The organism is Microbacterium sp. EYE_78 (assembly GCF_023149035.1).
Taxonomy (GTDB): Bacteria; Actinomycetota; Actinomycetes; order Actinomycetales; family Microbacteriaceae; genus Microbacterium.
In genome coordinates this window covers 127,953-151,736 of the sequence record NZ_JAHXMY010000001.1, presented here as the reverse complement: position 1 = coordinate 151,736, position 23,784 = coordinate 127,953, and the positions used below count along the sequence as shown (strand labels likewise).

Below are 23,784 nucleotides of genomic sequence, written 5' to 3'. Positions count from 1 at the left end.
CGCGACACGCCGCCCGCGGTGGGTCGCGGGCGGCGTGTCGGCGGGGATCTGTTGCGATCCGTGACGGGCGGATGCCGGGGGCTCAGTCCTCGACGAGGAACCTCGCGTAGGCGCCGAGCGTGAGGAACGTGGGGAACTCCGCGCCGAGCGCGACCTCGCGGAACACCTCGGCCGCGTCGTCGAACCGGTCGCCCTCGTGCCGCGGGACCTCCGCGAGCACCTGCGCGATGAGGTCCTCGACGGAGTCCCGCGTGATCGGCGTGCCGTCCTCGGTCGACAGGTCCTGGTGGATCCACTGCCAGATCTGCGAGCGGCTGATCTCGGCGGTCGCGGCATCCTCCATCAGCCCGTCGATCGCGACGGCGCCCAGCCCCCGCAGCCACGCCTCGATGTAGCGGATGCCGACCGACACGTTGCCCCGGACGCCCGCCGCCGTGATCGGCAGGCCGATGTGGCAGTCGATGAGCTGTGCGGGCGTCACGGTGACGTCGTCGCGCAGCCGGTCGACCTGGTTCGGGCGCGTGCCGAGCACGGCGTCGAATTCGGCTTGGGCCACCGGGATCAGGTCGGGGTGCGCGACCCACGTGCCGTCGAACCCGTCGCCCGCCTCGCGCCGCTTGTCGGCGGCGACCTTCTCGAACGCGGTCCGCGTGGCCTCGGCGTCGCGGCGGTTCGGGATGAATGCGCTCATCCCGCCGATGGCGAATGCGCCCCGCTTGTGGCAGGTCTGCACGAGCAGCTCCGTGTAGGCACGCATGAAGGGGACCGTCATCGTCACCTGGCTGCGGTCGGGCAGGACGAACCGCGCACCCCGGCCGCGGTAGTTCTTGATCATCGAGAAGATGTAGTCCCAGCGCCCGGCGTTCAGGCCCGCGGCGTGGTCGCGCAGCTCGAAGAGGATCTCCTCCATCTCGAACGCGGCGGGCAGCGTCTCGATGAGTACCGTCGCCCGGATCGTCCCGTGCGGGATGTCCAGGTATCGCTCGCTGAAGGTGAACACGTCGTCCCACAGCTTCGCCTCTTCGGCCGACTCGATCTTCGGCAGATAGAAGTAGGGGCCGCGACCGCCCTCGATGAGGCGCTCGGCGTTATGGAAGAAGTAGAGGCCGAAGTCGACGAGCGAACCGGATGCCGCGAGGATCCGCCCGCGCCGGTCGGTGACGTCGATGTGCTTCTCCATGAGGTGCCAGCCGCGCGGGCGCATGACGATCGTGGGCGTCCGCTCGGCGGTGACCTCGTACACCTTGCCCTCGGGGCTCGTGTACCGCAGTTCCCCGCGGATCGCGTCGCGCAGCGACAGCTGCCCCTCGATGACGTTCCGCCAGGTGGGGCTCGTGGCGTCCTCCTGATCGGCGAGCCAGACCCGTGCGCCGGAGTTCAGCGCGTTGATCGTCATCTTCGGATCGGTCGGGCCGGTGATCTCCACCCGGCGGTCCTCGAGGCCCGGTCCGGCGCCGGCGACGCGCCACTCAGCATCCTCTCGGATGTGGGCGGTGTCGGAGCGGAAGGCCGGATCCTGCCCGTTGCCGATCTCGAAGCGGCGGCGCATGCGGTCGGCGAGGCGGTCGTGCCGCCGTCCGCCGAAGCGATCGTGCAGCTGCGCGACGAACTCGAGCGCCTCGGGCGTCAGGATCTCCTCGTACCGTTCGCGGATGGGTCCGCGGATCGTGAGGGTGGTCGTCGTGGTGGTGGGCGGGGGAGGGGTGTCGATGAGGGTCATGTCGTACTCCTGAGGAGAAGGGGATGCGAGCTGCATCCGGTCATGTCAGTGGAACTGCGCCGTCTCGGTCGATCCGACCAGGGCGAGGGTGGCGCTGTCGGGGTTGAGCGCCGTGGACACGAGATCGAAGTAGCCGGTTCCGGCTTCCCGCTGGTGCTTGGTGGCGGTGTAGCCGTCCTTCTCAGCGGCGAACTCCGCCTCCTGCAGGGCCACGTACGCGGTCATGCCGCTCTCCGCGTAGCCCTTCGCGAGGTCGAACATCGAGTGGTTGAGGGCGTGGAAGCCCGCGAGGGTGATGAACTGGAACGCGTAGCCCAGCTCGCCGAGGTCGCGCTGGAAGGTCGCGATCTGGTCGTCGTCGAGGTGGCGCTTCCAGTTGAAGCTCGGCGAGCAGTTGTACGCGAGCAGCTTGCCCGGGAACCGCTCGTGGATCGCCTCGGCGAAGGCGCGGGCGAGCTCGATGTCGGGCTCGCCGGTCTCGACCCACAGCAGGTCGGCGTACGGGGCGAAGGCGAGGCCGCGGCTGATGACGGCGTCGAGGCCGGGCCGCACCCGGTAGAAGCCCTCGCTCGTGCGCTCGCCGGTCGTGAACTCCTGGTCGCGCGGGTCGACGTCGCTCGTGAGCAGGTCGGCGGCCAGGGCGTCGGTGCGGGCGATGATGACGGTCGGGACGCCTGCGACGTCGGCTGCGAGACGCGCCGCGTTGAGGGTGCGGATGTGCTGCTGCGTCGGCACCAGCACCTTGCCGCCGAGGTGGCCGCACTTCTTCTCGCTGGCGAGCTGGTCCTCCCAGTGGATGCCGGCGGCCCCCGCCTGGATCATCGAGTGCGCCAGCTCGTAGGCGTTGAGCGGTCCGCCGAAGCCGGCCTCGGCGTCGGCGACGATCGGGGCGAGCCAGTCGCGCGTCGCGCCGCCCTCGGCGTGCTCGATCTGGTCCTGTCGGGCCAGCGCGTTGTTGATCCGGCGGACGACGGACGGCACCGAGTTGGCGGGGTAGAGGCTCTGGTCGGGGTAGGTCTGACCGGCGAGGTTGCCGTCGGCCGCGACCTGCCACCCCGACAGGTAGATCGCTTTCAGGCCGGCGCGCACCTGCTGCACGGCCTGACCGCCGGTGTAGGCACCGAGGGCGTTGATGTAGTCCTCGGTGTGCAGCAGGTTCCACAGGTTCTCCGCGCCGCGGCGGGCGAGGGTCGCCTCCTCGCGGACCGAGCCGCGCAGTCGGATGACATCCTCGGCGCTGTAGGTGCGTTCGATGCCGTCCCAGCGCGGATCGGCATCCCACTCCGCCTGCAGATCGGCGGCGGTCTGCGTCTGGTCGCCGGCGCGCATCGGACGGGCCGAGGGTGTCGTGGGGAAGGTCATGGCGTCCTCCTGAGGGTCGGGAGCGGGTCGTGACACCACTGTGCGAGAAGAACGACGGTCGTCGAGGAGATTTGCGAGGTGAAGATTGCGCGTTCTTCTGCTCTCGTGACACACTCCCGGTCATGACGATCGATGAAGATCGGGCGGATGCGGCATCCGCCGATCACGCACCGGACGCCCTCAGCATCGGGCGACGTGTCCGCCAGGTGCGCACCGCACGCGGGATGACGCTCGACGAGCTGGCGGCCGCTGTGTCCCGTGCGCCGAGCCAGCTGTCGATGATCGAGACGGGCAAGCGTGAACCGAAACTCTCGCTCCTCCAGTCGATCGCCCGCGCGCTCGGCACGACGATCGACGCCCTGCTGGCCGCGGAACCCCTCGACGAGCGCGCGACCCTCGAGATCTCCCTCGAGCGCGCCATGAAAGGGCCGACGTTCCAGGCCCTCGGCATCCCTCCGTTCCGGATCGGCAAGTCCGTGCCGGACGGCGTGCTCGACACCCTCTTGGCGCTGCACGGCGAGATCGAGCGGCTGAACGACGAGCGGTCCGCGACACCCGAGGAGGCGCGGCGCGCAAATGTCGAGCTGCGGCACCTCATGCGGCGGCAGGACAACTACTTCGAGGGCCTGGAGGAGCAAGCCGAGCGCATCCTCGCGGCCGTCGACCATCCCGGCGGACCGCTCACCCAGCGCACCGCGTCCGAGATCGCCGCGCACCTCGGGTACTCGCTGCACTACGTGTCGGACCTGCCGGCATCCACCCGGTCCGTCGCCGACAACCGCACCGGTCGGCTCTACCTCTCGAGCACGATCCCGGGACGCGGGGACTCGCGAACGCCGGTGCTGCAGGCGCTCGCCGGTCGCATCCTCGGGCACGCCGAGCCGCGGTCGTACGCGGAGTTCCTGCGCCAGCGCGTCGAGACGAACTACCTCGTCGGCGCGTTGATGGTGCCCGAGTCGCACGCCGCGGCGTTCCTGCAGGACGCGAAGTCGCGCCGGGCGATCTCGATCGAGGACCTCCGGGACGCGTATTCGGTCTCCTACGAGACCGCCGCGCACCGGTTCACCAACCTCGCGACCCGGCACCTCGGCATCCCGGTCCACTTCCTGAAGGTGCACGAGTCGGGGACGATCACGAAGGCGTACGAGAACGATGACGTGAACTTCCCCGCCGACCGGTTCGGGTCGATCGAGGGTCAGCTGTGCTGCCGCCGGTGGACGAGCCGGGTCGTCTTCGACGTCCCCGACAAGTTCAACCCGTACTACCAGTACACCGACACCGGCAACGGGACGTACTGGTGCACGGCACGCGTCGAGCCGTCGAGCGACGGCGCCCACTCGGTCAGCGTCGGGGTGCGCTTCGACGACACGAAATGGTTCATCGGCCGCGAGACGCCGAACCGGGGCGTGTCGCGGCACGGCGTCGAGGTCTGCTGCCGACGACCACCGGCTGAGCTCGAGCGCACGTGGCGCGACCAGGCGTGGCCGAACGTCCGCACACCCCGCACGCTGCTCGCGACGCTGCCGACCGGGGCCTTCCCCGGCGTCGACACGACGGACCTGTACGAGTTCCTCGAGACCCACGCGCCGGAGTAGGCCGGGGCGTGTGCCGCCAACTCCTCAGATATGCCGCGAAACGCGTCGCGGTCGGGGAGTCGACCTGAGGGCGGTGGCGTTCTGAGGAGTTGGCGCACGCTCGCGCGAGCCGCCGATTCCTGCGCGCCCACCCCTCACCCGCCGAGGTGCAGGGCGGCCCAGAGCTCAGCGCGGCCGGCGAACGACGACAGGTCGACGCCGAGCAGCCGCTCTGCGGCGGCGAGGCGCGTGCGCACGGTGTGCCGGTGCACGCCGAGCGCGGCGGCGGCGGCGTCGTTCGAGGCGTCCGCGGCGACCCATGCCCGCACGGTCTCCTCGAGCCGCGCACCGTGCTCGCGATCGTGCGCACGCAGTGGGTCGAGGTACGCCGCGGCGACCGTCGCGGCTTGCCCCGACGACAGGGCCGAGAGGATGCCGCCCGCCTGCACCTCCGCGAAGCGCACCACGCCGGGACCCGCCGCCCGACTGCGCGCCGCGCGTGCCTGGTCGACGGCGCGTGCGAACCCGGCGTAGGGCGTGGGCTCGGACACCCCCAGGCGCACCCCGAACCGCTCCGGGAACTCCTCGAGGACGGCTGCAGCGGATGCCGGGACCACCACGACCACGTCGTCGTCGACGCTCCCGAAGAACAGTGCCCCGTGGCGCTCTTCTGCCCGGAGCTCGAGGAGTTCGAGCAGCGCGTCGGAACGGCTGCCGGCGGCATCCGTCACGGCCACCACCACCGGAGCGGCCGGCAGGGCGCCCCACACGTCGCGGGAGATCTGGCGCGCGAGCGCGGGGTCGCCGGTCAGGAGCGAGCGCACCATCCCCGACCGCAGCGCCTTGCGCGCCCGCGACAGGCGCTGGTGCTGCTCGAGCGCGAGTCCTGCCATCGCGATCACCGCGGTCACGACGTCCCGCCCGGCGCGGTCGAGCTCGCCTGCGGCGATGGCGAGCACGCCGCGGAGCTCGCCGCCGCGCCCGAGGGTCTGCAGCGTGAATGCGTCGGCGTCCGACCGCAGCGCCGAGCCGGCACGCGCCCCGCGACGCAGGACGGCGCCCACCTCGGCGTGCAGCACCTCCGTCGACCCGGGCGACAGCGCCCCGGCCGGGTGCTCGCGGACGAGTTCGCCCGCCGCGTCGTACATCCCCACCCACGTGTCGAGCTGCCGCGCGAGTTCGGCGATGGTCGCGCCGAGCCCGTCCGGCCGCAGGGCTGCGAGGGCCAGCGCTCGCTGCGCCGACAGCGCCCATGTGCGCCGGGCGTACGTCTGCGCGGCGACCGCCTCGGCGTTCGCCCGCGCGACCGCGATGAACGGCGTGCTGTACGGCACCTCGAACAGCGGCAGTCCGGCTTCGAGGCAGGCGGCGGTGAGGCCCGGGGGGATGCCGTCGCGCACCACCTCGGTGCCGAATCCGAGCGCGGCGACCCCCCGCTCGACGAGCCGTCGCACATAGGCCTCGAAGGGGTAGGCGCCGTCCGCGGGGAACTGCGTCCCGGTGGTGAGGAGCACCAGGTCCTCGGCGAGGAACGGCGTCGGGTCATCGAGGTCGGAGCTGTGCACCCAGCGCGTGGGGCGATCGAGCGCGTCCGCGGCGAACCGGTCCTCGTCGTCCGCGAGCCGCAGGGCGAGCTCACGCCGGGCGAGCAGTGCCCGCATCGTCGGCTCCGCCTCGCGACCCACCATCGTCGACCTCTCCTGGCTGTACGTGACGTACAGTCTTGCCCCGAGAATAGACGCAATGGCGAGTGACCGGGCCGCGCCCGACCTCTACGCTCGCCGCATGAGCACCACGACCGCCCCCACGACCACGCCCCTCGGCGGACCGTCCCTGCCGCAGGAGCGTCGCCTCGTCACCGCCATCCCGGGTCCGCGCTCGCAGGAGCTGATCGACCGCAAGGCGGCCGCCGTCGCCGCGGGTGTCGGGCACACCGTCCCGATCGCGGCGGTCGCCGCTGGGGGCGGCGTCGTCGTCGACGCCGACGGCAACTCGCTCATCGACCTCGGGTCGGGCATCGCCGTCACCACGGTCGGCGTCGCCCACCCCAAGGTGGTCGAGGCGATCGCCGCGCAGGCGGCGCAGCTGACCCACACCTGCTTCATGATCTCGCCGTACGACTCCTACGTCGACGTCGCCGAGGCTCTCAACCGGCTCACCCCCGGCGACCACGCGAAGAAGAGCGCGCTGTTCAATTCCGGCGCCGAGGCCGTCGAGAACGCCGTCAAGATCGCCCGCAAGTTCACCGGCAAGCAGGCCGTCGTCGCCTTCGACCACGCGTATCACGGGCGCACGAACCTCACGATGGCGCTCACCGCCAAGTCGATGCCCTACAAGAGCGGCTTCGGGCCCTTCGCCTCCGAGATCTACCGCGTGCCCGGTTCGTACCCCCTCCGCGACGGCCTGTCCGGGGCGGATGCCGCGGCCAAGGCGATCTCGATGATCGAGAAGCAGGTGGGCGCCGACAACCTCGCCGCCGTCATCATCGAGCCGATCCAGGGCGAGGGCGGCTTCGTCGTCCCCGCCGACGGCTTCCTCCCCGCCGTCGTGGACTGGTGCCGCGAGAACGGCGTCGTCTTCATCGCCGACGAGGTGCAGTCCGGGTTCGCCCGCACCGGCGCCATGTTCGCGAGCGAGCACTTCGGCATCGTGCCGGATCTGGTCACCACGGCCAAGGGCATCGCTGGGGGAATGCCCTTGGCCGCGGTCACGGGTCGCGCCGAGATCATGGACGCGACCCACACCGGCGGGCTCGGCGGCACCTACGGCGGCAACCCCGTCGCATGCGCCGCCGCCCTCGCCGCGATCGACGCCTTCGAGCACGACGGGCTCATCGAGCGCGCGCAGCAGATCGAGACGCTCCTCACCGCTCGGCTCGGCGAGATCGCCGCATCCGACCCCCGCATCGCCGAGGTGCGCGGGCGGGGCGCGATGATCGCCATCGAGTTCGTCGACCCGACCACCGGCGCCCCCGACGGCGCACTCACGGCGGCGCTCGCGAAGGCGTGCATCGCGCAGGGCGTCATCGTCCTCACCTGCGGCACCTACGGCAACGTCATCCGGTTCCTTCCTCCGCTGTCGATCGGCGACGAGCTGCTGCGCGAGGGCCTCGGCGTCCTCGCCGACGCACTCGGAGGGCTCTGAGGATGGGGGTGCCGGGCTCGAACGGGTGGGATGCTCCGGTGTCGCCGGAGACCTCCGCCGGGCTCGGCGCGGTCACGAAGGCGCGCTCGAGCAAGCTGCGTTCGCGCCACGTCACGATGATCACGCTCGGCGGGATCATCGGGGCGAGCCTGTTCGTCGGCTCGGGGAACGTCATCCGCGAGGTCGGCCCGGCCGCGATCCTTTCGTACCTGATCGGCGGTCTGCTGGTGTTCCTCGCCATGCGGATGCTGGGCGAGATGGCGGCATCGCGTCCCGCGATCGGGTCGTTCATGGAGTACGCCCGCGTCGGTCTCGGGGACTGGGCCGCCTACCTCGTGGGCTGGCTCTACTGGTATTTCTGGGTCGGTGTGCTCGCCTACGAGGCGGTGCTCGGCGGCGAGACGATGAGCACCTGGTTCCCGGCGGTGCCCTCGTGGGCGTGGTCGCTCATCCTGATCGGCGTGTTCGTGGGGACGAACCTGATCTCGGTGCGCACGTTCGGCGAGGTGGAGTTCTGGCTGGCGAGCATCAAGGTCCTCGCGATCGTCGTCTTTCTGGGCGCCGGCATCCTCTTCGCGCTGGGACTCTGGCCGAACGCGACCTTCGCGGTCCCGAACCTCTGGGAGCACGGCGGCTTCGCCCCGAACGGCCTGGGCGTCGCCTTCACGGGCGTCGCGCTCGTGATCTTCTCGTACTTCGGTACCGAGATCGCCGTGATGGCCTCGGCCGAGTCCGTCGACCCGGCCAAGGGCATCCGGCAGGCCACCAGCACGATCATCTGGCGCATCCTGCTCTTCTTCGTGGGCTCGGTGCTCGTCATCGTGACCGTCGTCCCGTGGGACGAGCTGCCCGTGCCGACCGACGTCGCCAACGCGCCGTTCACGGTCGCGCTGACGCGCTTCGGCATCCCCGGCGCCGACATCGTCATGCAGCTGGTCATCTTCACCGCCGTGATCTCGGTGCTGAACTCGGGTCTCTACTCCGCGTCCCGCATGTTCGCCGCGCTCGCCGAGAAGGGCTTCGCCCCGAAGGCCGTCGCGCAGAAGTCCCGGAGCGGGGTGCCGGTCGTCGCGCTCCTGGCCTCGACGATCGGCGGGCTCATCGCCACGCTCGTGAACTTCCTCACGCCGGGCTCGGGCATCTTCGACTTCATCATGAACTCCGCCGGCCTCGTCGCGCTCTTCGTGTACGTCTTCATCGCCCTGACGCAGATGCGGCTGCGGCAGAAGATGACGCCCGACGAGGTCGCCGCCCTGAAGCTCAAGGTGTGGCTGCATCCCTGGCTGAACATCCTCCTCATCGGCGCCATCGCGGCCGTCGTCATCGTCATGCTGACGACCGAATCCGGCCGCTCGCAGGTGTGGACGAGCCTCATCGCGACCGGTGTGCTCCTCGTCTTCTGGCCGCTCGTGCGGCGGAACCTCCAGCGCCGTCCCGACCACCAGGCGACCTCCGCCCCGCTCATCAAGGAGTCCTGAATGACCGAGATCACCCGTGACATCGTCGTCGTGGGAGCCGGTGCCGCCGGCCTCACCGCCGCCAACGAGCTGCGCAGGGCCGGGCTGTCGGTGGCCGTCCTCGAGGCTCGCGAGCGCGTCGGGGGACGGCTGTGGACCGACGTCGTCGACGGTCAGATGCTCGAACTCGGCGGGCAGTGGGTCTCGCCCGACCAGAGCGCCCTCATCGAGACGATCGAGGACCTCGGTCTCGAGACGTTCAGTCGCTACCGCGAGGGCGACAGCGTGTACATCGGTCCGACCGGCGAGGTCTCCCGTTTCACCGGCGAGATGTTCCCGGTGAGCGCCGAGACCGAGCGCACGATCGACGAGATCACCCGCCGCCTCGACGCGATGGTGGCCGAGATCGACCCAGACCGGCCCTACGCGCACCCGAAGGCGGCCGAGTGGGACACGGTCACCTGGGACGCCTGGCTGCGGCAGCAGACCGACGACGACGAGGCCGTCCGCAACCTCGCGTTCGCGACCGGGTCCGCCATGCTCACGAAGCCCACCCACTCCTTCTCACTCCTGCAGTCCCTGCTCATGGCGGCCAGCGCCGGCAGCTATTCGCACCTGGTCGACGCCGACTTCATCCTCGACAAGCGCGTCGTCGGCGGCCTGCAGCAGGTGCCGCTGCATCTCGCCGAGCGCCTGGGCGACGACGTCTTCCTGCAGCAGCCGGTGCGCACCCTCGAGTGGTCGGATGCCGGTGTGACGGCCCACGCCGACGGCATGACCGTGCGCGCACGCGCCGCGGTGCTCGCGCTCGCACCCGTCCTCTACAACCGGATCTCCTTCGTGCCTCCGCTGCCGCGGCTGCAGCACCAGATGCACCAGCACCTGTCGATGGGCTTCGTCATCAAGGTGCACGCGGTCTACGAGACGCCGTTCTGGCGCGACAAGGGGCTGTCGGGCACCGCGTTCAGTCCGTACGAGCTCGTGCACGAGGCGTACGACAACACCAACCACGGTGACGCGCGCGGCACCCTCGTCGGCTTCGTCTCGGACCGCAACGCCGACGATGTCTTCCGTCTGTCGGCCGAGGAGCGCAAGGAGCGGATCCTCGAGTCGCTCTCGCACTACTACGGGCCCGAGGCGAAGGACACGGTCGTCTACTACGAGAGCGACTGGGGGAGCGAGGAGTGGACCCGCGGCGCCTACGCCGCGAGCTTCGACCTCGGCGGACTGCACCGCTACGGCGCGGACCTCCGCACCCCCGTCGGTCCGATCCACTTCGCCTGCAGCGACCTCGCCGGAGCCGGCTACCAACACGTCGACGGCGCGATCCGCATGGGCCGCCTCGCCGCACGGAACATCCTCGAGGGAGACCGGTCGTGACCGGCCGCATCGTCGTCGGCTACACCGCGACGAAGGCGGGCCGCGACGCAGTGGCCGTCGCGGCCGGGATCGCCGCGGCATCCGGGTCCGAGCTCGACATCGTGCTCGTCCTGCCCGCCGAGGGCCGCAGCGTCATCACGCCGCCGGACGCCTCGTACGACCGCTACCTGCTCGAGCAGGCCCAGACCTGGCTCGCCGAGGCGGCCGCCGCGGTGCCCGCGGGTGTCGTGCACCGCGAGCACGCCCGCTACGGCGAATCCTTCGCCGAAGGGCTTGTCGAGGCGGCGGACGAGTTCGGCGCGTCGCACCTCGTCGTGGGTGCCGCTGACGGCGGTGCCCGCGGGCGCCACCGTCTCGGCTCGACGACGAGCCAGCTGCTCCACTCCGCCGACGTCCCCGTCGTCCTCGTCCCGCGCGGGGCCCGCAAGCGGGTGACGGATGCCGGGGTCCCGCGACTGACCGTCGCCGTCGGCACCCGCGCCGGAGCGGACGTCCTCCTCGACGAGGCCGTCGCGCTCGCGGCTGCGACCGGTGCGTCGCTGCGGCTCGTCTCCCTCGTCACCGTCGACCTGCCGCCGACGGTCGACACCGGCGTCATCCGTCTCGCGGGCGCCGCACACGCCGAGAAGGTGCTGGACGACGTCCTGGCCGCCATCCCCGACGGGGTCCGCGCCGACATCGTGACCGCGCGGGGCGACAGCATCGAGGATGCCGTGGGCCACCTCGACTGGCTGCCCGGCGAGCTCATCCTGGTGGGCTCCAGCCGCCTCGCGCAGCCCCGCCGCCTGTTCCTCGGCTCCACGGCGGCGAAGCTCCTCGGCTCGATCCCGGTGCCGATGGTCGTCGTTCCCCGTACCCGCACACCCGAAGCGTCCCGCTGACCCGAAGGAGCTCGACGATGAGCCAGCATGCACCCGAGAAGATCCCGGCAGGGCAGGACGCCGGGCTCTCCGCCAAGGGCTTGAGCGCCGGGACGGTGGGCCTGGTCGGCGCCGTCGTGATCGGCATCTCGACGATCGCCCCCGCCTACACGCTCACCGCCTCGCTCGGCCCGACGGTGTCAGCCGTCGGCACGCAGGTGCCGGCGATCATCCTCGTCGGGTTCATCCCGATGCTGCTGGTCGCGCTCGGGTATCGAGAGCTCAACCGCGTCATGCCCGACTCGGGGACGAGCTTCACGTGGGGCGTCCGCGCCTTCGGTCCGTGGATCGGCTGGATGACCGGGTGGGGGCTCATCGCCGCCACCGTCATCGTGCTGTCGAACCTCGCGGGCATCGCCGTCGAGTTCCTCTTCCTGCTGATCGCGCAGATCAGCGGCAACGCCGGGATCGCCGACCTCGCGTTCAACCCGTTCATCAACGTCGCCGTGTGCCTGCTGTTCCTCCTCGGGGCGACGCTCGTCTCGTACCGCGACATGCAGACGACGCAGAAGTTCCAGTACGTGCTCGTCGGCTTCCAGGTCGTGGTGCTCGTGCTGTTCGCCGTCGTCGCGCTCGTCAAGAGCTTCAGCGGCGACGGCGTCGACCACCTCGCCTTCGACTGGTCGTGGCTGAACCCGTTCGAGGTCTCGTCCTTCAGTGCGTTCGCGGCGGGACTCTCGCTGTCGATCTTCATCTTCTGGGGCTGGGACGTCGTCCTCACCATGAACGAGGAGACGAAAGACCCCGACCGCACCCCGGGGCGGGCCGCGATGGTCACCGTCGTCCTCGTCGTCGCGCTCTACCTCATGCTCTCCATCGGGCTCATGATGTTCGCCGGCGTCGGCACCGGGGCGCTGGGCCTCGGCAACGAGGAGATCTCGGCGAACGTGTTCTTCGCGCTGTCCGATCCGGTCCTCGGCCCGCTCGCGTTCCTCGTGTCGCTCGCGGTGCTCTCGAGCTCGGCGGCCTCGCTGCAGTCGACCGCCGTCGGTCCTGCCCGGACGCTCCTCGCGATGGGGCACTACGGCGCGCTCCCGAAGCGGTTCGCGTCCGTCACCCCGCGGTTCTTCACCCCCGGCTACGCGACCATCGTCTCGGCCATCGTGGCGGCCGTGTTCTACGCGGTCATGCGGCTGCTGAGCGAGAACGTCCTCACCGACACGATCCTCTCGCTCGGGATGATGATCTGCTTCTACTACGGGCTGACCGCGTTCGCGTGCGTCTGGTACTTCCGCAAGCAGTGGTTCGACTCGGCGCGCTCGTTCCTGCTGACGTTCCTCAGCCCGCTCGTGGGCGGCCTCATCCTCGCGGTGATCTTCGTCACGACGCTCGTCGACTCGATGGACCCCGACTACGGCTCGGGGTCGGAGATCCTCGGCGTGGGGCTCGTCTTCATCCTCGGGGTGCTGATCATCGTGGTCGGCATCCTCATCATGATCTGGCAGGCCGTCCGCCGGCCGGCCTTCTTCCGTGGGCAGACGCTGTCCATGGACGCACCACCCAGCGCGCGAACGCGGCGCGCAGAAAGCGAGACCACGCGATGACCTCACGCGAGACCGACCTGCTCGAGCAGATCCCGAATCAGCTGCTGATCGGCGGACAGTGGGTGGATGCCGCGGAGGGCGGCACGCTCGAGGTGCACGACCCGTCGACCGGCGAGGTCATCCGCCGCATCGCGGACGCGACGCCCGAGGACGGCATCCGCGCGCTCGACGCGGCCGTGGCCGCGCAGGAGGCGTGGGCGGCCACCGCGCCGCGGGAGCGCAGCGACATCCTGCGGCGGGCGTTCGATCTCGTGCAGGAGCGCAAGGAGGACCTCGCGCTCCTCATGACGCTCGAGATGGGCAAGCCGCTCGCCGAGTCGCGCGGCGAGGTCGTCTACGGCGGGGAGTTCCTGCGCTGGTTCAGCGAGGAGGCCGTCCGGATCTCGGGTCGGTACGGCCTGAACCCCGAGGGCACCGGTCGCATGATCGTGTCGCAGCGTCCCGTCGGACCGTCGTTCTTCATCACGCCGTGGAACTTCCCGTTCGCGATGGCGACCCGCAAGATCGCCCCCGCGCTCGCAGCCGGGTGCACCGTCGTCATCAAGCCGGCCGAGCTCACCCCGCTCACCACCCTGTTCTTCGCGCAGATCCTCGCCGAGGCGGGCGTGCCGGACGGTGTCGTGAACGTCATCACGACGTCGTCCTCCGGCGCGGTGTCGGGCCCGATCATCTCGGACCCGCGGCTGCGGAAGCTCTCGTTCACGGGGTCGACCCCGGTCGGGCAGAAGCTCATCGCCCAGGCCGCCGAAGGCGTGCTCCGCGTGTCGATGGAGCTCGGCGGCAACGCGCCGTTCGTCGTCTTCGAGGATGCCGACCTCGATAAGGCAGTCGAGGGGGCCCTGCTCGCGAAGTTCCGCAACATCGGCCAGGCGTGCACGGCCGCGAACCGCTTCATCGTCCACGAATCGGTCGCCGACGAGTTCGCCCGCCGGGTGTCCGAGCGCGTCTCGTCGATGCGGATCGGTCGCGGCACGGAGGACGGCGTGCAGATCGGTCCGCTCATCGACGACCGCGCGGTGGCGAAGGCCCAGGAGCTCGTCGGTGACGCCGTCGAGCGCGGCGCGCGCGTCCTCGTCGGCGGCGGCGCGCCCGAGGGTCCGGGGACCTTCTACGAGCCCACCGTCGTCGAGGGGGTCGTGCCCGGGAGCGCGATCCTGCGCGAGGAGATCTTCGGCCCCGTCCTCGCGATCGCGACCTTCGCCGACGAGGACGAGGCGGTCCGTCTCGCCAACGACACCGAGTACGGCCTCGTGTCCTACGTCTTCACGAAGGACCTCGCCCGCGGCCACCGCATGATCGACCGTCTCGAGACCGGGATGATGGGTCTCAACGTCGGTGTCGTCTCCAATGCGGCCGCGCCGTTCGGCGGCGTCAAACAGTCCGGCATGGGACGCGAGGGCGGCCTCGAAGGCATCCACGAGTACCTGAACGTGAAGTACACCCTGATCCCCGCCTGAGCGGGACGAAGAGGAGCATCATGAGCGACTACGCCGTCATCGACCCCGCCACGGGGCAGACCCACGCCACGTACCCGACCGCGACCGCCGACGACGTCGAATCGGCCCTCGCCGCCGCCGACGCCGCCGCACAGGGCTGGGGGAGGACCTCCACGCCCGCCGAGCGCGCCGACCTCCTGCGCCGTGTCGCGCAGCTGCACCGAGAGCGCCGCCAGGACCTCGCGGGGATCATCGTCCGCGAGATGGGCAAGCAGATCGACGGCGCGCTCGGCGAAGTGGACTTCGCGGCCGACATCACCGAGTACTACGCCGACCACATCGACGAGATCACCGCCGACGTGCCGGTGCCGATCGAGGGCGACGGCACCGCCGTCATCCGCAAGGCGCCGCTGGGGGCGCTCCTCGGCGTCATGCCGTGGAACTTCCCGTACTACCAGGTGGCGCGCTTCGCGGCGCCGAACCTCGCGATCGGCAACACGATCCTCCTGAAGCACGCCCCGCAGTGCCCCGAGTCGGCCGCGGCCATCGAGGCGATCTACCGCGACGCCGGCTTCCCCGAGGGGGCCTACACGAACGTCTACCTGACGAACGAGCAGGCGGCCGAGGTCATCGCCGACCGCCGCATCCACGGCGCGTCCGTGACGGGGTCGGAGCGCGCGGGCGCCGCCGTCGCAGAGGTCGCCGGTCGCAACCTCAAGAAGGTCGCGCTCGAGCTCGGCGGGTCGGATCCGTTCATCGTCCTGTCGGCCGACGACCTCGACGCCGTCGCGCAGGCCGCGGTCGACGCGCGCCTCGACAACACCGGACAGTCCTGCAACGGCGCGAAGCGGTTCATCGTCGTCGACGGTCTCTACGACGCGTTCGTCGAGGCCTTCACCGCGAAAATGTCGGCCGCCAGCGTGGGCGACCCGTGGTCCTCCGACACCGTCCTCGGGCCGCTGTCGTCGGTCGCCGCCGCCGAGCGTCTCGAGCAGCAGATCCGGGATGCCGTCGCCCAGGGCGCCACGGTCGTCACCGGCGGCACGCGCGACGGGGCCTTCTTCGCGCCCACCGTGCTGACGGACGTCACCCCCGAGATGGACGTGTACCGCGAGGAGCTGTTCGGCCCCGCGGGCGTCGTCTACCGAGCTGCGGACGAGGACGAGGCCGTGCGCATCGCGAACGACACCCCGTTCGGCCTCGGCTCCTACGTCTTCACGACCGACGACGCGCAGGCGGCGCGGGTGGCCGATCGCATCGACGCGGGCATGGTCTACGTGAACCTCGTCCTCGCCGACGAGCCGGGGCTGCCCTTCGGCGGCATCAAGCGCTCCGGCACCGGTCGTGAGCTCGGCCTCCTCGCCGCCGACGAGTTCGTGAACAAGAAGCTCGTCCGCGTCGCGTGAGCCGTGGCAGGGGCGGCGTGATTCGCGCCGCCCCTGCCCATGACGTACACTGGACGACGCAGTTGTCTGCAATCTTTTGCCGTGCCCATGGGCGCCGGAGGATGCGGATTCCCGGGTCGCAAGACCTTAGGGCGGTAGCTCAATTGGCAGAGCAGCGGTCTCCAAAACCGCAGGTTGCAGGTTCGATTCCTGTCCGCCCTGCGCGTCAGCGTCAGCTGACTCGAACCGAGCAACAGGTGGGTTGAATGGTCCAGGATGAGCCGAACGGCGAGGTCGTCGCTGCCAGCAGCGGCGCCACCCGCGAGAGGAAGCTCAACTTCTTCCAGCGGATCGCCCTCTTCATCCGCCAGGTGATCGCCGAGCTCCGCAAGGTCGTCACGCCGACCCGCCAGGAGCTGGTGAAGTTCACCCTGGTCGTCCTGGCCTTCGTCGTCGTCGTGATGGCGTTCGTGTACGGACTCGACCTCCTGTTCACCTGGGTCGTCGACGTCGTCTTCGGCGTTCCGAGCTGACGACGGACGACCCCGTTCCGAGGGGATGACGACCACCGGCATCCCACCCGAACATCGCAGCTGAACACACCGCAGCTGACCAACCAGGGAAGTGAACAACGTGACTGAAAGATACGTCGACGACGCCGACTGGTCGACCGCCGCGGAGCAGTCCAGCGAGGACGACGAGGCGCAGGAGGGCAACGTCCTGGCAGACCAGGAGCGCTCCGCCGAGTCGGCCGAGCACGCCGCGCTGCACATCGAGGACGACGAGCCCGTCGACGACGAGCCCACCGGGGAGGACAGTGTCGTGATCGAGGATCCCGAAGCCGACCGCGTCGTCAACGACGCGCTCGAGATCGACCAGGCCGACGAGGCCGAGGCCGCCGCCGAGGTGCTCACCGAGTCGCTCGCCGACGAGGAGGCCGAGCGCGCTGCCGCCGCAGCCGACGAGGTCGCGCCCTACGACGGCCCCGAGCTCGGCGCCGACGAGGACGAGGACGACACCCCCGAGGACCCCTACGAGGCGTTCCGTCAGGAGCTCCGCTCGCTCGAGGGCAAGTGGTACGTCATCCACTCCTACGCGGGCTTCGAGCGCAAGGTGAAGGCCAACATCGAGCAGCGCAAGTCCACGCTCGAGGTCGAAGAGGACATCTACCAGGTCGAGGTCCCGATGGAGGACGTCGTCGAGATCAAGAACGGCCAGCGCAAGATGGTCAACCGTGTCCGGATCCCCGGATACGTGCTGGTGCGCATGGAGCTCAACGAGGACACCTGGTCCGTCGTCCGCCACACCCCCGGGGTCACCGGCTTCGTCGGCAACGCCCACAACCCGACCCCGCTGCGCTTCGAAGAGGCGTTCAACATGCTCAAGCCGCTCGTCGAGGCCAAGGAGGTCGCCCCCGCGAAGGGCGGCGCCGCCAAGGGCTCGCCGACCCAGGCGCGCACCGTCGTCACCGAGGTCGACTTCGAGATCGGCGAGACGATCACCATCAAGGAGGGTTCGTTCGCGGGCCTGCCCGGATCGATCTCCGAGATCAAGCCCGAGAGCGGCAAGCTCACCGTCCTCGTCTCGCTCTTCGAGCGCGAGACGCCGGTGGAGCTCAGCTTCGACCAGGTCACCAAGCAGTAAGACTCCGCAGGATCCGCGAAGGCCCCGCTCCGGCGGGGCCTTCGTCGTGCCGGAGGATGCCGGATGCGGTAGACTCATGTGGTTTGTGCGCCGATTCGTCGCGCGCGCGAACACCACCACGACCGGAACCGCCGGGACCGTGGGAGAACGAGGCCTCCGCCTCGCTCGTGAAAGGAAGAGGAAATGGCACCGAAGAAGAAGGTGACCGGCCTGATCAAACTGCAGATCAACGCCGGTGCAGCCAACCCGGCGCCGCCGATCGGCCCCGCGCTCGGTCAGCATGGCGTCAACATCATGGAGTTCTGCAAGGCGTACAACGCCGCGACCGAGTCGCAGCGCGGCAACGTCATCCCCGTCGAGATCACCGTCTACGAGGACCGCAGCTTCACCTTCGTCCTGAAGACCCCGCCCGCCGCGGAGCTCATCAAGAAGGCCGCCGGCGTCGCGAAGGGTTCTGCGACCCCGCACACCACCAAGGTCGCGAAGCTGACCAAGGATCAGGTCCGCCAGATCGCCGAGACGAAGATGCCCGACCTGAACGCCAACGACATCGAGGCCGCCTCGCTGATCATCGCCGGCACCGCCCGCTCCATGGGCATCACGGTCGAGAGCTGAGGGGAAGATCATCATGGCGAAGTCCAAGGCTTACGAAGCAGCAGCGGCGAAGATCGACCGCTCCACGTTCTACTCCTCCGCGCAGGCTGTCGCCCTCGCCAAGGAGACCGGTTCGGCCAAGTTCGACTCGACCGTCGAGGTCGCGCTGAAGCTGGCCGTCGACCCGCGCAAGGCGGACCAGATGGTCCGCGGCACGGTCATCCTGCCCCACGGCACCGGCAAGACCGCTCGCGTCATCGTCTTCGCGACGGGTGCAGCCGCTGAGGCCGCGATCGCCGCCGGCGCCGACGAGGTCGGCGGCGCCGAGCTCATCGAGAAGGTCGCCGGTGGGTTCACCGCGTTCGACTCGGCCGTCGCCACGCCCGAGCTCATGGGCCAGGTCGGTCGCCTCGGAAAGGTCCTCGGGCCCCGCGGCCTCATGCCGAACCCCAAGACCGGCACCGTGACCCCCAACCCGGCCAAGGCCGTGGAGGAGATCAAGGGCGGCAAGATCGAGTTCCGCGTCGACAAGCACGCCAACGTGCACTTCGTCGTCGGCAAGGCCTCGTTCTCCGAGGAGCAGCTGAACGAGAACTTCAACGCCGCGCTCGAAGAGATCGTGCGTCTGAAGCCGTCGAGCGCCAAGGGCCGCTACATCCAGAAGGGCGCCGTCTCGACCACGTTCGGCCCCGGCATCCCGCTGGACGTCAACGCACTGGTCTGACCTCGCGTCTGATCGCAAGGGGCTCCACCTCCGGGTGGGGCCCCTTCGTCGTTGCTAGCGTCGGAGGATGCACGGCACACTCGAGCAGATGCTCGGCATCGACGTCCCGATCGTGCTCGGACCCTTCGGCGGGATGTCGTCGGTCGCCCTCACCGCGGCGGTCAGCGACGGGGGCGGGCTCGGCTCCTTCGGGCTGTACGGCTACGACGGGGAGCGCATCCGCGAGACCGCTGCGGCGCTGCGCGCGGCGACCGACCGGCCGTTCGCGTTGAACCTGTGGCTGCCGACCGGTGACGAGGTGACCCCCGCCGACGTCGACCTCGGGGCGGCACGCGACGCGCTGGCGCCGCTGTACCGCGCAGCCGGTGTCGAGCCGCCCGCGACGCCGGCGCGCTTCCTGCCGCCGTTCGAGGAGCAGCTCGACGCGGTGTGGGATGCCGCGCCCGCCGTCCTGAGCGTCGTGTTCGGCGTCCCGACGCGCGGCGTCGTCGATGAGGCGCATCGCCGCGGCATCCGCGTCATCGGGACGGCGACGTCTGTCGCCGAGGCGCGCGCGTTGGAGGCCGGCGGTGTCGACGCGATCGTCGCGAGCGGCGCCGAGGCGGCCGGTCATCGCGTCACGTTCCTGGGGCAGGCCGAGCGCTCGCTCGTCGGGACCTTCGCGCTCATCCCGCAGGTGGTGGACGCCGTCGGCGTCCCCGTCATCGCGGCGGGCGGCGTCGCCGACCGCCGCGGCGTCGCCGCAGCCTTCGCGCTGGGCGCCTCGGGCGTCCAAGTCGGGTCCGCGTTCCTGCGCTCGCGGCAGTCCGCGGCTTCGGCGGGGCACCGCGCCGCCCTTGCGGACTCCGCCGACACCGGCACCGTCCTGACCCGGGCCATGAGCGGGCGGCTGGCACGGGGCATCCCGAATCGTGCGGTCCGCGAGATCGAGGCCGCGGATGCGATCGCACCGTTCCCCGCGCAGAACTGGCTGACCGGCGTCTTCCGGGCGGCCGCCGCCGGCGACGCCGAGCTGTCGTCGCTCTGGGCCGGGCAGGCCTCGGCGCTGGGGTCGGGTGGGGATGCGGCGGGCGTGCTGTCCGAGCTCGTCGCCGGGCTCCCACGCTGACGGTCCGCTCCGACGCCGCGTGGGGCACGCTCACAGCAACAGATCGTCACACGAGGGAAGAACCTCCGCCCGGAGGTGTTGTACTGGGGGGTCGCGCTCACCCGACGCGTGGCCAGCCCCCCGTTCCCCTCACCAAGGAGACCCATGTCCCGCCGCACCGCCGCTCTCGGCGCCCTCGCCCTCACGTCCGTCATCGCCCTCGCGGGATGCTCCACCGGCGGATCCGGAACGGGCGCGGCTGAGGGGGAGGACTACGGACTGGTGAAGGCCGGCACCCTGACCGTCGCGACCGAGGGCACCTACCGCCCCTTCTCGTACCACGACGAGAGCGGCGCGCTCGTCGGCTACGACGTCGAGATCATCGAGGCCGTCGCCGAGAAGCTCGACCTCGACATCGAGTTCCAGGAGACCCAGTGGGACGGCATCTTCGCCGGCCTCGACGCGGGCCGCTTCGACGTCATCGCGAACCAGGTCTCGATCAACCCCGAGCGCGAGGAGAAGTACCTCTTCAGCGAGCCGTACACCGTCTCGCCGAGCGTCGTGGTCGTCAAGGAGGGCGACGACTCGATCCAGAGCTTCGACGACCTGAAGGGCAAGAAGACCGCGCAGTCGCTGACGAGCAACTTCTACCAGCTCGCCGAAGAGGCCGGCGCCGACGTCACCCCCATCGAGGGCTGGGCCCAGGCCGTCGAGCTGCTCCGCCAGGACCGCGTCGAGGCCACGGTCAACGACAAGCTCACCTTCCTCGACTACGAGAAGACCGACGGACCGACCGGCCTCAAGATCGCGGCCGAAACGGATCCCGCTCGGAGCGCCGTCGCAGCGACGAAGGACAAGACGGCCCTCATCGACGCGATCGATGACGCGCTGGCCGAGCTGCGCGAAGATGGAACCCTCGCCGAGATCAGCGACACCTACTTCGGAGCCGACGTCACCGAGTGACATCCGTTCCCGCGGGCTCGGCGCGGCGCTGCACAGCGTCTCGCCGAGCCCGTTCCCGTTCTGAGAGAGGATGCCGGTGGACACCGACACGTGGCAGCTGATCCTGACCTCCTTCTGGCCGATGTTCGTGGCGGGGGTCACGGTCACCATCCCGCTCGCGCTGATCTCGTTCGCGATCGGCCTCGCGCTCGCGATCGCCGCCGCGCTCATGCGCATCTCGGGCAACCGGGTGCTCTCCGGCATCGCCCGGTTCTACATCTCCGCCATCCGCGGGACCCCGCTGCTGGTCCAGATCTTCGTCGTGTTCTATGGACTGCCGCAGATCGGCGTCCGTATCGAGGCGTGGCCGGCGGCGGTGATCGCCCTGTCGCTGAACGTCGGCGGGTACGCGGCCGAGGTCATCCGGGCAGCGATCCTGTCCGTCCCCAAGGGACAGTGGGAGGCCGGGTTCACGGTCGGGCTGTCGCGCGCCACCGCGCTGCGCCGGATCATTCTGCCGCAGGCGGCCCGCGTCTCGGTGCCGCCGCTGTCGAACACGTTCATCTCGCTCGTGAAGGACACCTCGCTCGTGGCATCCATCACGGTCGCCGAGCTCTTCCGGGTCGCGCAGAACATCGCCGCCTTCAGCCTCGAGTTCATGGTCGTCTACATCGAGGCGGCGTTCATCTACTGGCTCTTCTGCCTGGTCCTCTCCTTCGGTCAGGGCCGCATCGAACGGAGGCTCGATCGCCGTGTCGCACACTGAGACCCCACTGATCGCCGTCTCGGGCCTGCAGAAGTCCTTCGGCGACACCGTCGTGCTGGACGGCGTCGACTTCGCCGTCGGACGCGGACAGGTGACCTGCCTCATCGGCCCCAGCGGATCCGGCAAGACGACGGTCCTCCGCTGCCTGAACGGTCTGGAGACCCCCGAATCGGGCACGATCGTCTTCGCCGACGGGCAGCGTCACGACTTCTCGGCGCCGCCCGCGCGGACGCGTGACCGCAAGGCTGAGCGCGCAGCGCTCCGCGACCGCTCCGCGATGGTCTTCCAGCACCACAACCTGTTCCCGCATCTGACCGTGCTCGACAACGTGATCGAGGGTCCCGTCCACGCGCACGGCACGGCGAAGGACGTCGCGACGGCCGAGGCCGAGCGGCTGCTCGCGCGGGTGGGGTTGGCGCAGAAGCGGGATGCCTACCCCCACGAACTCTCCGGTGGCCAGCAGCAGCGGGTCGGCATCGTCCGCGCGCTCGCACTGCAGCCCGACGTCCTTTTGTTCGACGAGCCCACGAGCGCGCTGGACCCCGAGCTCGTCGGCGAGGTCCTGGTGGTGCTGAAGGAACTCGCCGAGGAGGGGTGGACGATGGTCATCGTGACCCACGAGCTCGGGTTCGCCCGGCAGGTCGCCGACGAGGTAGTCTTCTTCGACGGCGGTCGGATCGTCGAGCGGGGGCATCCTCGCGAGCTGTTCGCGGCACCCCGTGAGGAGCGCACGAAGCGATTCCTCGACCGGATCCTCCGTCCGCTCGAGGACTGACCCGCGACGCTCAGGCGTCGCGACGGATCTCGAACCCGGTCTCGTCGCTCAGCGGCTCGATCTCGGTCATCGCGACGTCGTCGACCGACCCGCCGCGGGGCCCACGCGCCGCCCAGTCGACGACCGCCTCGACGGCGGACGCCGTCCCCTGCACCTCGGCCTGGACCGTGCCGTCGCCGCGGTTGCGGACCCAGCCGGTGGCGCCGGCCTGCTGCGCCATGTGCTGCATAGTGAACCGGAAGCCGACGCCCTGGACGACGCCGCGGACGACGAGGCGGATGCGGCGCATCAGGCGTCCGCCACGCGCAGGACCAGCTTGCCGCGCGCATGCCCGCGCTCGAGCTCCCGGTGGGCCTCGGCCGCGTCGGCGAGCTCGAAGACGCGGTCGATGTACACCTGGATCGCGCCGGAATCCAGCAGCCTCGCGATCGTGGCGAGGACGGAGCCGTCGGGGATCACCTTGTACGTCGTCGCCCGGACTCCCGCCGCGGCAGCGGCCTCAGCGTAGTCGGGCCACCCGCCCGTGGGCACCATGACGTAGAGTCCGCCGGGGCGGAGGACGCCGAGTGACCGCGCGCCCGTGTCGTCGTGCACGTTGCCGACGAGGTCGATGACGACGTCCATCTCGCCGACGACGTCCTCGAAGCGGGTGGTCGCGTAGTCGACGGCGACGGCCGCGCCGAGCTCGCGCAGCCAGCCGAGGTTGCGTTCCGAGCCCGTCGCGGTCACGTGGGCGCCGAAGTACGCCGCGAGCTGGACCGCGAAGTGTCCGACGCCCCCGGAGCCGGCGTGGATGAGGACGCGCTGACCCTCGTGCGCGTGCGCCGTCTCGACGACGAGTCCCCACGCCGTCAGGGCCGCCAGGGGGACGCCGGCCGCCTCGACGTGCGAGAGCGCGGCGGGTTTGCGCGTGACCGACAGACTCGGAACGACGACGTACTCCGCGTACGATCCGCCGGTGCGGGGGAAGGGCACCATGCCGAACACCTGCTCGCCGGGCTGCAGCGGGTGCGACTCGAACGGGCTCGACACGACGACGCCGCTGAAGTCGAAGCCCGGGGTGGTGGGGTATTCCGCGACATGACGTGAGACGCCGCGCCCCGCCCGGGTCTTCGCGTCGATGGGATTCGTGCCCGCCGCGATCACGCGGACGAGGAGCTCGCTGAGGGCGGGCTCGGGCACGGTGACCTCGGACTCGTGCAGCACGCCCGCGTCGCCGGTGGCGTCGTAGACGACGGCGCGCATGACCGGGGGAGGAGTCGTCACGTCGACGATCTCGCTGGCGGTGGGGGCTGCGGATCGCAGCGGCCGGAATCGCATCGGACGCTCC

General features: G+C 70.4%; 21 protein-coding genes and 1 tRNA gene. 17 read left to right on the top strand and 5 right to left on the bottom strand.

Annotated features, from left to right (window positions below):
* Window positions 1-82: 82 nt before the first annotated feature.
* Complete coding sequence (gene aceB, locus KZX17_RS00705) at window positions 83-1,720, bottom strand: malate synthase A (protein WP_248171516.1); 1,638 nt, start codon at window positions 1,718-1,720, stop codon at window positions 83-85.
* Between the two features lie 45 nt (window positions 1,721-1,765).
* Window positions 1,766-3,082: an isocitrate lyase gene (aceA, locus tag KZX17_RS00700; protein ID WP_248171517.1), complete on the bottom strand. Its 1,317-nt coding sequence runs from the start codon at window positions 3,080-3,082 to the stop codon at window positions 1,766-1,768.
* A gap of 122 nt (window positions 3,083-3,204) precedes the next feature.
* On the opposite strand from aceA, the gene KZX17_RS00695 reads away from it, so the two are divergent.
* Entirely contained in the window at window positions 3,205-4,677 is a 1,473-nt protein-coding gene (locus KZX17_RS00695; RefSeq protein WP_248171518.1) for a helix-turn-helix transcriptional regulator, read from the top strand.
* A 134-nt stretch (window positions 4,678-4,811) separates the two neighbouring features.
* On the opposite strand, the gene KZX17_RS00690 is transcribed toward KZX17_RS00695, so the two are convergent.
* Window positions 4,812-6,344 carry a PucR family transcriptional regulator gene (locus KZX17_RS00690; protein ID WP_248171519.1) on the bottom strand — a complete coding sequence of 511 codons (1,533 nt, stop codon included), beginning with the start codon at window positions 6,342-6,344 and terminating at the stop codon, window positions 4,812-4,814.
* A gap of 97 nt (window positions 6,345-6,441) precedes the next feature.
* Between KZX17_RS00690 and gabT the strand changes: the two genes are divergently transcribed.
* The 16 genes from gabT (at window position 6,442) to KZX17_RS00610 (ending at window position 22,454) form a co-directional block, all read left to right on the top strand.
* On the top strand, window positions 6,442-7,800 hold the full coding sequence (gabT, locus tag KZX17_RS00685) for a 4-aminobutyrate--2-oxoglutarate transaminase (protein ID WP_248171520.1): 1,359 nt from the start codon (window positions 6,442-6,444) through the stop codon (window positions 7,798-7,800).
* Window positions 7,801-7,802: 2 nt separating this feature from the next.
* Window positions 7,803-9,278, top strand: coding sequence for an amino acid permease (locus tag KZX17_RS00680; protein WP_374107919.1), 1,476 nt, complete (start codon window positions 7,803-7,805; stop codon window positions 9,276-9,278).
* The gene (locus KZX17_RS00675) at window positions 9,279-10,637 is read left to right on the top strand and encodes an NAD(P)/FAD-dependent oxidoreductase (RefSeq protein ID WP_248171522.1); all 1,359 of its coding nucleotides are present in this window, start codon (window positions 9,279-9,281) and stop codon (window positions 10,635-10,637) included.
* Window positions 10,634-11,518 carry a universal stress protein gene (locus tag KZX17_RS00670; RefSeq protein WP_248171523.1) on the top strand — a complete coding sequence of 295 codons (885 nt, stop codon included), beginning with the start codon at window positions 10,634-10,636 and terminating at the stop codon, window positions 11,516-11,518. Before KZX17_RS00675 ends, KZX17_RS00670 begins: the two co-directional genes overlap by 4 nt.
* Window positions 11,519-11,535: 17 nt before the next feature.
* Window positions 11,536-13,101 carry an APC family permease gene (locus KZX17_RS00665; protein WP_248171524.1) on the top strand — a complete coding sequence of 522 codons (1,566 nt, stop codon included), beginning with the start codon at window positions 11,536-11,538 and terminating at the stop codon, window positions 13,099-13,101.
* Window positions 13,098-14,558: an NAD-dependent succinate-semialdehyde dehydrogenase gene (locus KZX17_RS00660; protein WP_248171525.1), complete on the top strand. Its 1,461-nt coding sequence runs from the start codon at window positions 13,098-13,100 to the stop codon at window positions 14,556-14,558. Before KZX17_RS00665 ends, KZX17_RS00660 begins: the two co-directional genes overlap by 4 nt.
* A 20-nt stretch (window positions 14,559-14,578) precedes the next feature.
* Window positions 14,579-15,943, top strand: a complete 1,365-nt coding sequence (locus KZX17_RS00655) for an NAD-dependent succinate-semialdehyde dehydrogenase (RefSeq protein WP_248171526.1) — start codon at window positions 14,579-14,581, stop codon at window positions 15,941-15,943.
* Window positions 15,944-16,071: 128 nt separating this feature from the next.
* Window positions 16,072-16,144 (top strand) — tRNA-Trp (locus tag KZX17_RS00650).
* A 44-nt stretch (window positions 16,145-16,188) separates the two neighbouring features.
* Window positions 16,189-16,455 carry a preprotein translocase subunit SecE gene (gene secE, locus KZX17_RS00645; protein WP_248171527.1) on the top strand — a complete coding sequence of 89 codons (267 nt, stop codon included), beginning with the start codon at window positions 16,189-16,191 and terminating at the stop codon, window positions 16,453-16,455.
* A gap of 100 nt (window positions 16,456-16,555) precedes the next feature.
* A complete protein-coding gene (nusG, locus tag KZX17_RS00640) occupies window positions 16,556-17,566 on the top strand; it encodes a transcription termination/antitermination protein NusG (RefSeq protein ID WP_248171528.1) in 1,011 nt (336 codons plus the stop codon).
* A 183-nt stretch (window positions 17,567-17,749) separates the two neighbouring features.
* Window positions 17,750-18,181, top strand: a complete 432-nt coding sequence (gene rplK, locus KZX17_RS00635) for a 50S ribosomal protein L11 (RefSeq protein ID WP_036310030.1) — start codon at window positions 17,750-17,752, stop codon at window positions 18,179-18,181.
* A 13-nt stretch (window positions 18,182-18,194) separates the two neighbouring features.
* Window positions 18,195-18,884 (top strand): 50S ribosomal protein L1, encoded by a 690-nt coding sequence (gene rplA / locus KZX17_RS00630; protein WP_248171529.1) that lies wholly within the window; start codon window positions 18,195-18,197, stop codon window positions 18,882-18,884.
* Between the two features lie 67 nt (window positions 18,885-18,951).
* A complete protein-coding gene (locus KZX17_RS00625; protein WP_248171530.1) occupies window positions 18,952-19,992 on the top strand; it encodes a nitronate monooxygenase family protein in 1,041 nt (346 codons plus the stop codon).
* A 144-nt stretch (window positions 19,993-20,136) separates the two neighbouring features.
* On the top strand, window positions 20,137-20,934 hold the full coding sequence (locus KZX17_RS00620; protein ID WP_248171531.1) for an amino acid ABC transporter substrate-binding protein: 798 nt from the start codon (window positions 20,137-20,139) through the stop codon (window positions 20,932-20,934).
* Between the two features lie 121 nt (window positions 20,935-21,055).
* A complete protein-coding gene (locus tag KZX17_RS00615; RefSeq protein WP_374206649.1) occupies window positions 21,056-21,679 on the top strand; it encodes an amino acid ABC transporter permease in 624 nt (207 codons plus the stop codon).
* Window positions 21,666-22,454, top strand: coding sequence for an amino acid ABC transporter ATP-binding protein (locus tag KZX17_RS00610; RefSeq protein ID WP_308194543.1), 789 nt, complete (start codon window positions 21,666-21,668; stop codon window positions 22,452-22,454). The genes KZX17_RS00615 and KZX17_RS00610 overlap by 14 nt, the downstream gene beginning before the upstream one ends.
* Window positions 22,455-22,464: 10 nt before the next feature.
* On the opposite strand, the gene KZX17_RS00605 is transcribed toward KZX17_RS00610, so the two are convergent.
* Complete coding sequence (locus KZX17_RS00605; RefSeq protein ID WP_248171533.1) at window positions 22,465-22,743, bottom strand: acylphosphatase; 279 nt, start codon at window positions 22,741-22,743, stop codon at window positions 22,465-22,467.
* Window positions 22,743-23,774 (bottom strand): NADP-dependent oxidoreductase, encoded by a 1,032-nt coding sequence (locus KZX17_RS00600; RefSeq protein WP_248171534.1) that lies wholly within the window; start codon window positions 23,772-23,774, stop codon window positions 22,743-22,745. Before KZX17_RS00600 ends, KZX17_RS00605 begins: the two co-directional genes overlap by 1 nt.
* Window positions 23,775-23,784 lie beyond the last annotated feature (10 nt).

Excerpts from the sequence above, each read along its gene's own strand:
- aceB (WP_248171516.1), bottom strand. The coding sequence starts at position 1,720 with ATGACCCTCATCGACACCCCTCCCCCGCCCACCACCACGACGACCACC.
- aceA (WP_248171517.1), bottom strand. The coding sequence starts at position 3,082 with ATGACCTTCCCCACGACACCCTCGGCCCGTCCGATGCGCGCCGGCGAC.
- KZX17_RS00695 (WP_248171518.1), top strand. The coding sequence starts at position 3,205 with ATGACGATCGATGAAGATCGGGCGGATGCGGCATCCGCCGATCACGCA.
- KZX17_RS00690 (WP_248171519.1), bottom strand. The coding sequence starts at position 6,344 with ATGGTGGGTCGCGAGGCGGAGCCGACGATGCGGGCACTGCTCGCCCGG.
- gabT (WP_248171520.1), top strand. The coding sequence starts at position 6,442 with ATGAGCACCACGACCGCCCCCACGACCACGCCCCTCGGCGGACCGTCC.
- KZX17_RS00680 (WP_374107919.1), top strand. The coding sequence starts at position 7,803 with ATGGGGGTGCCGGGCTCGAACGGGTGGGATGCTCCGGTGTCGCCGGAG.
- KZX17_RS00675 (WP_248171522.1), top strand. The coding sequence starts at position 9,279 with ATGACCGAGATCACCCGTGACATCGTCGTCGTGGGAGCCGGTGCCGCC.
- KZX17_RS00665 (WP_248171524.1), top strand. The coding sequence starts at position 11,536 with ATGAGCCAGCATGCACCCGAGAAGATCCCGGCAGGGCAGGACGCCGGG.
- KZX17_RS00660 (WP_248171525.1), top strand. The coding sequence starts at position 13,098 with ATGACCTCACGCGAGACCGACCTGCTCGAGCAGATCCCGAATCAGCTG.
- KZX17_RS00655 (WP_248171526.1), top strand. The coding sequence starts at position 14,579 with ATGAGCGACTACGCCGTCATCGACCCCGCCACGGGGCAGACCCACGCC.
- secE (WP_248171527.1), top strand. The coding sequence starts at position 16,189 with ATGGTCCAGGATGAGCCGAACGGCGAGGTCGTCGCTGCCAGCAGCGGC.
- rplK (WP_036310030.1), top strand. The coding sequence starts at position 17,750 with ATGGCACCGAAGAAGAAGGTGACCGGCCTGATCAAACTGCAGATCAAC.
- rplA (WP_248171529.1), top strand. The coding sequence starts at position 18,195 with ATGGCGAAGTCCAAGGCTTACGAAGCAGCAGCGGCGAAGATCGACCGC.
- KZX17_RS00625 (WP_248171530.1), top strand. The coding sequence starts at position 18,952 with ATGCACGGCACACTCGAGCAGATGCTCGGCATCGACGTCCCGATCGTG.
- KZX17_RS00620 (WP_248171531.1), top strand. The coding sequence starts at position 20,137 with ATGTCCCGCCGCACCGCCGCTCTCGGCGCCCTCGCCCTCACGTCCGTC.
- KZX17_RS00615 (WP_374206649.1), top strand. The coding sequence starts at position 21,056 with ATGTTCGTGGCGGGGGTCACGGTCACCATCCCGCTCGCGCTGATCTCG.
- KZX17_RS00605 (WP_248171533.1), bottom strand. The coding sequence starts at position 22,743 with ATGCGCCGCATCCGCCTCGTCGTCCGCGGCGTCGTCCAGGGCGTCGGC.
- KZX17_RS00600 (WP_248171534.1), bottom strand. The coding sequence starts at position 23,774 with ATGCGATTCCGGCCGCTGCGATCCGCAGCCCCCACCGCCAGCGAGATC.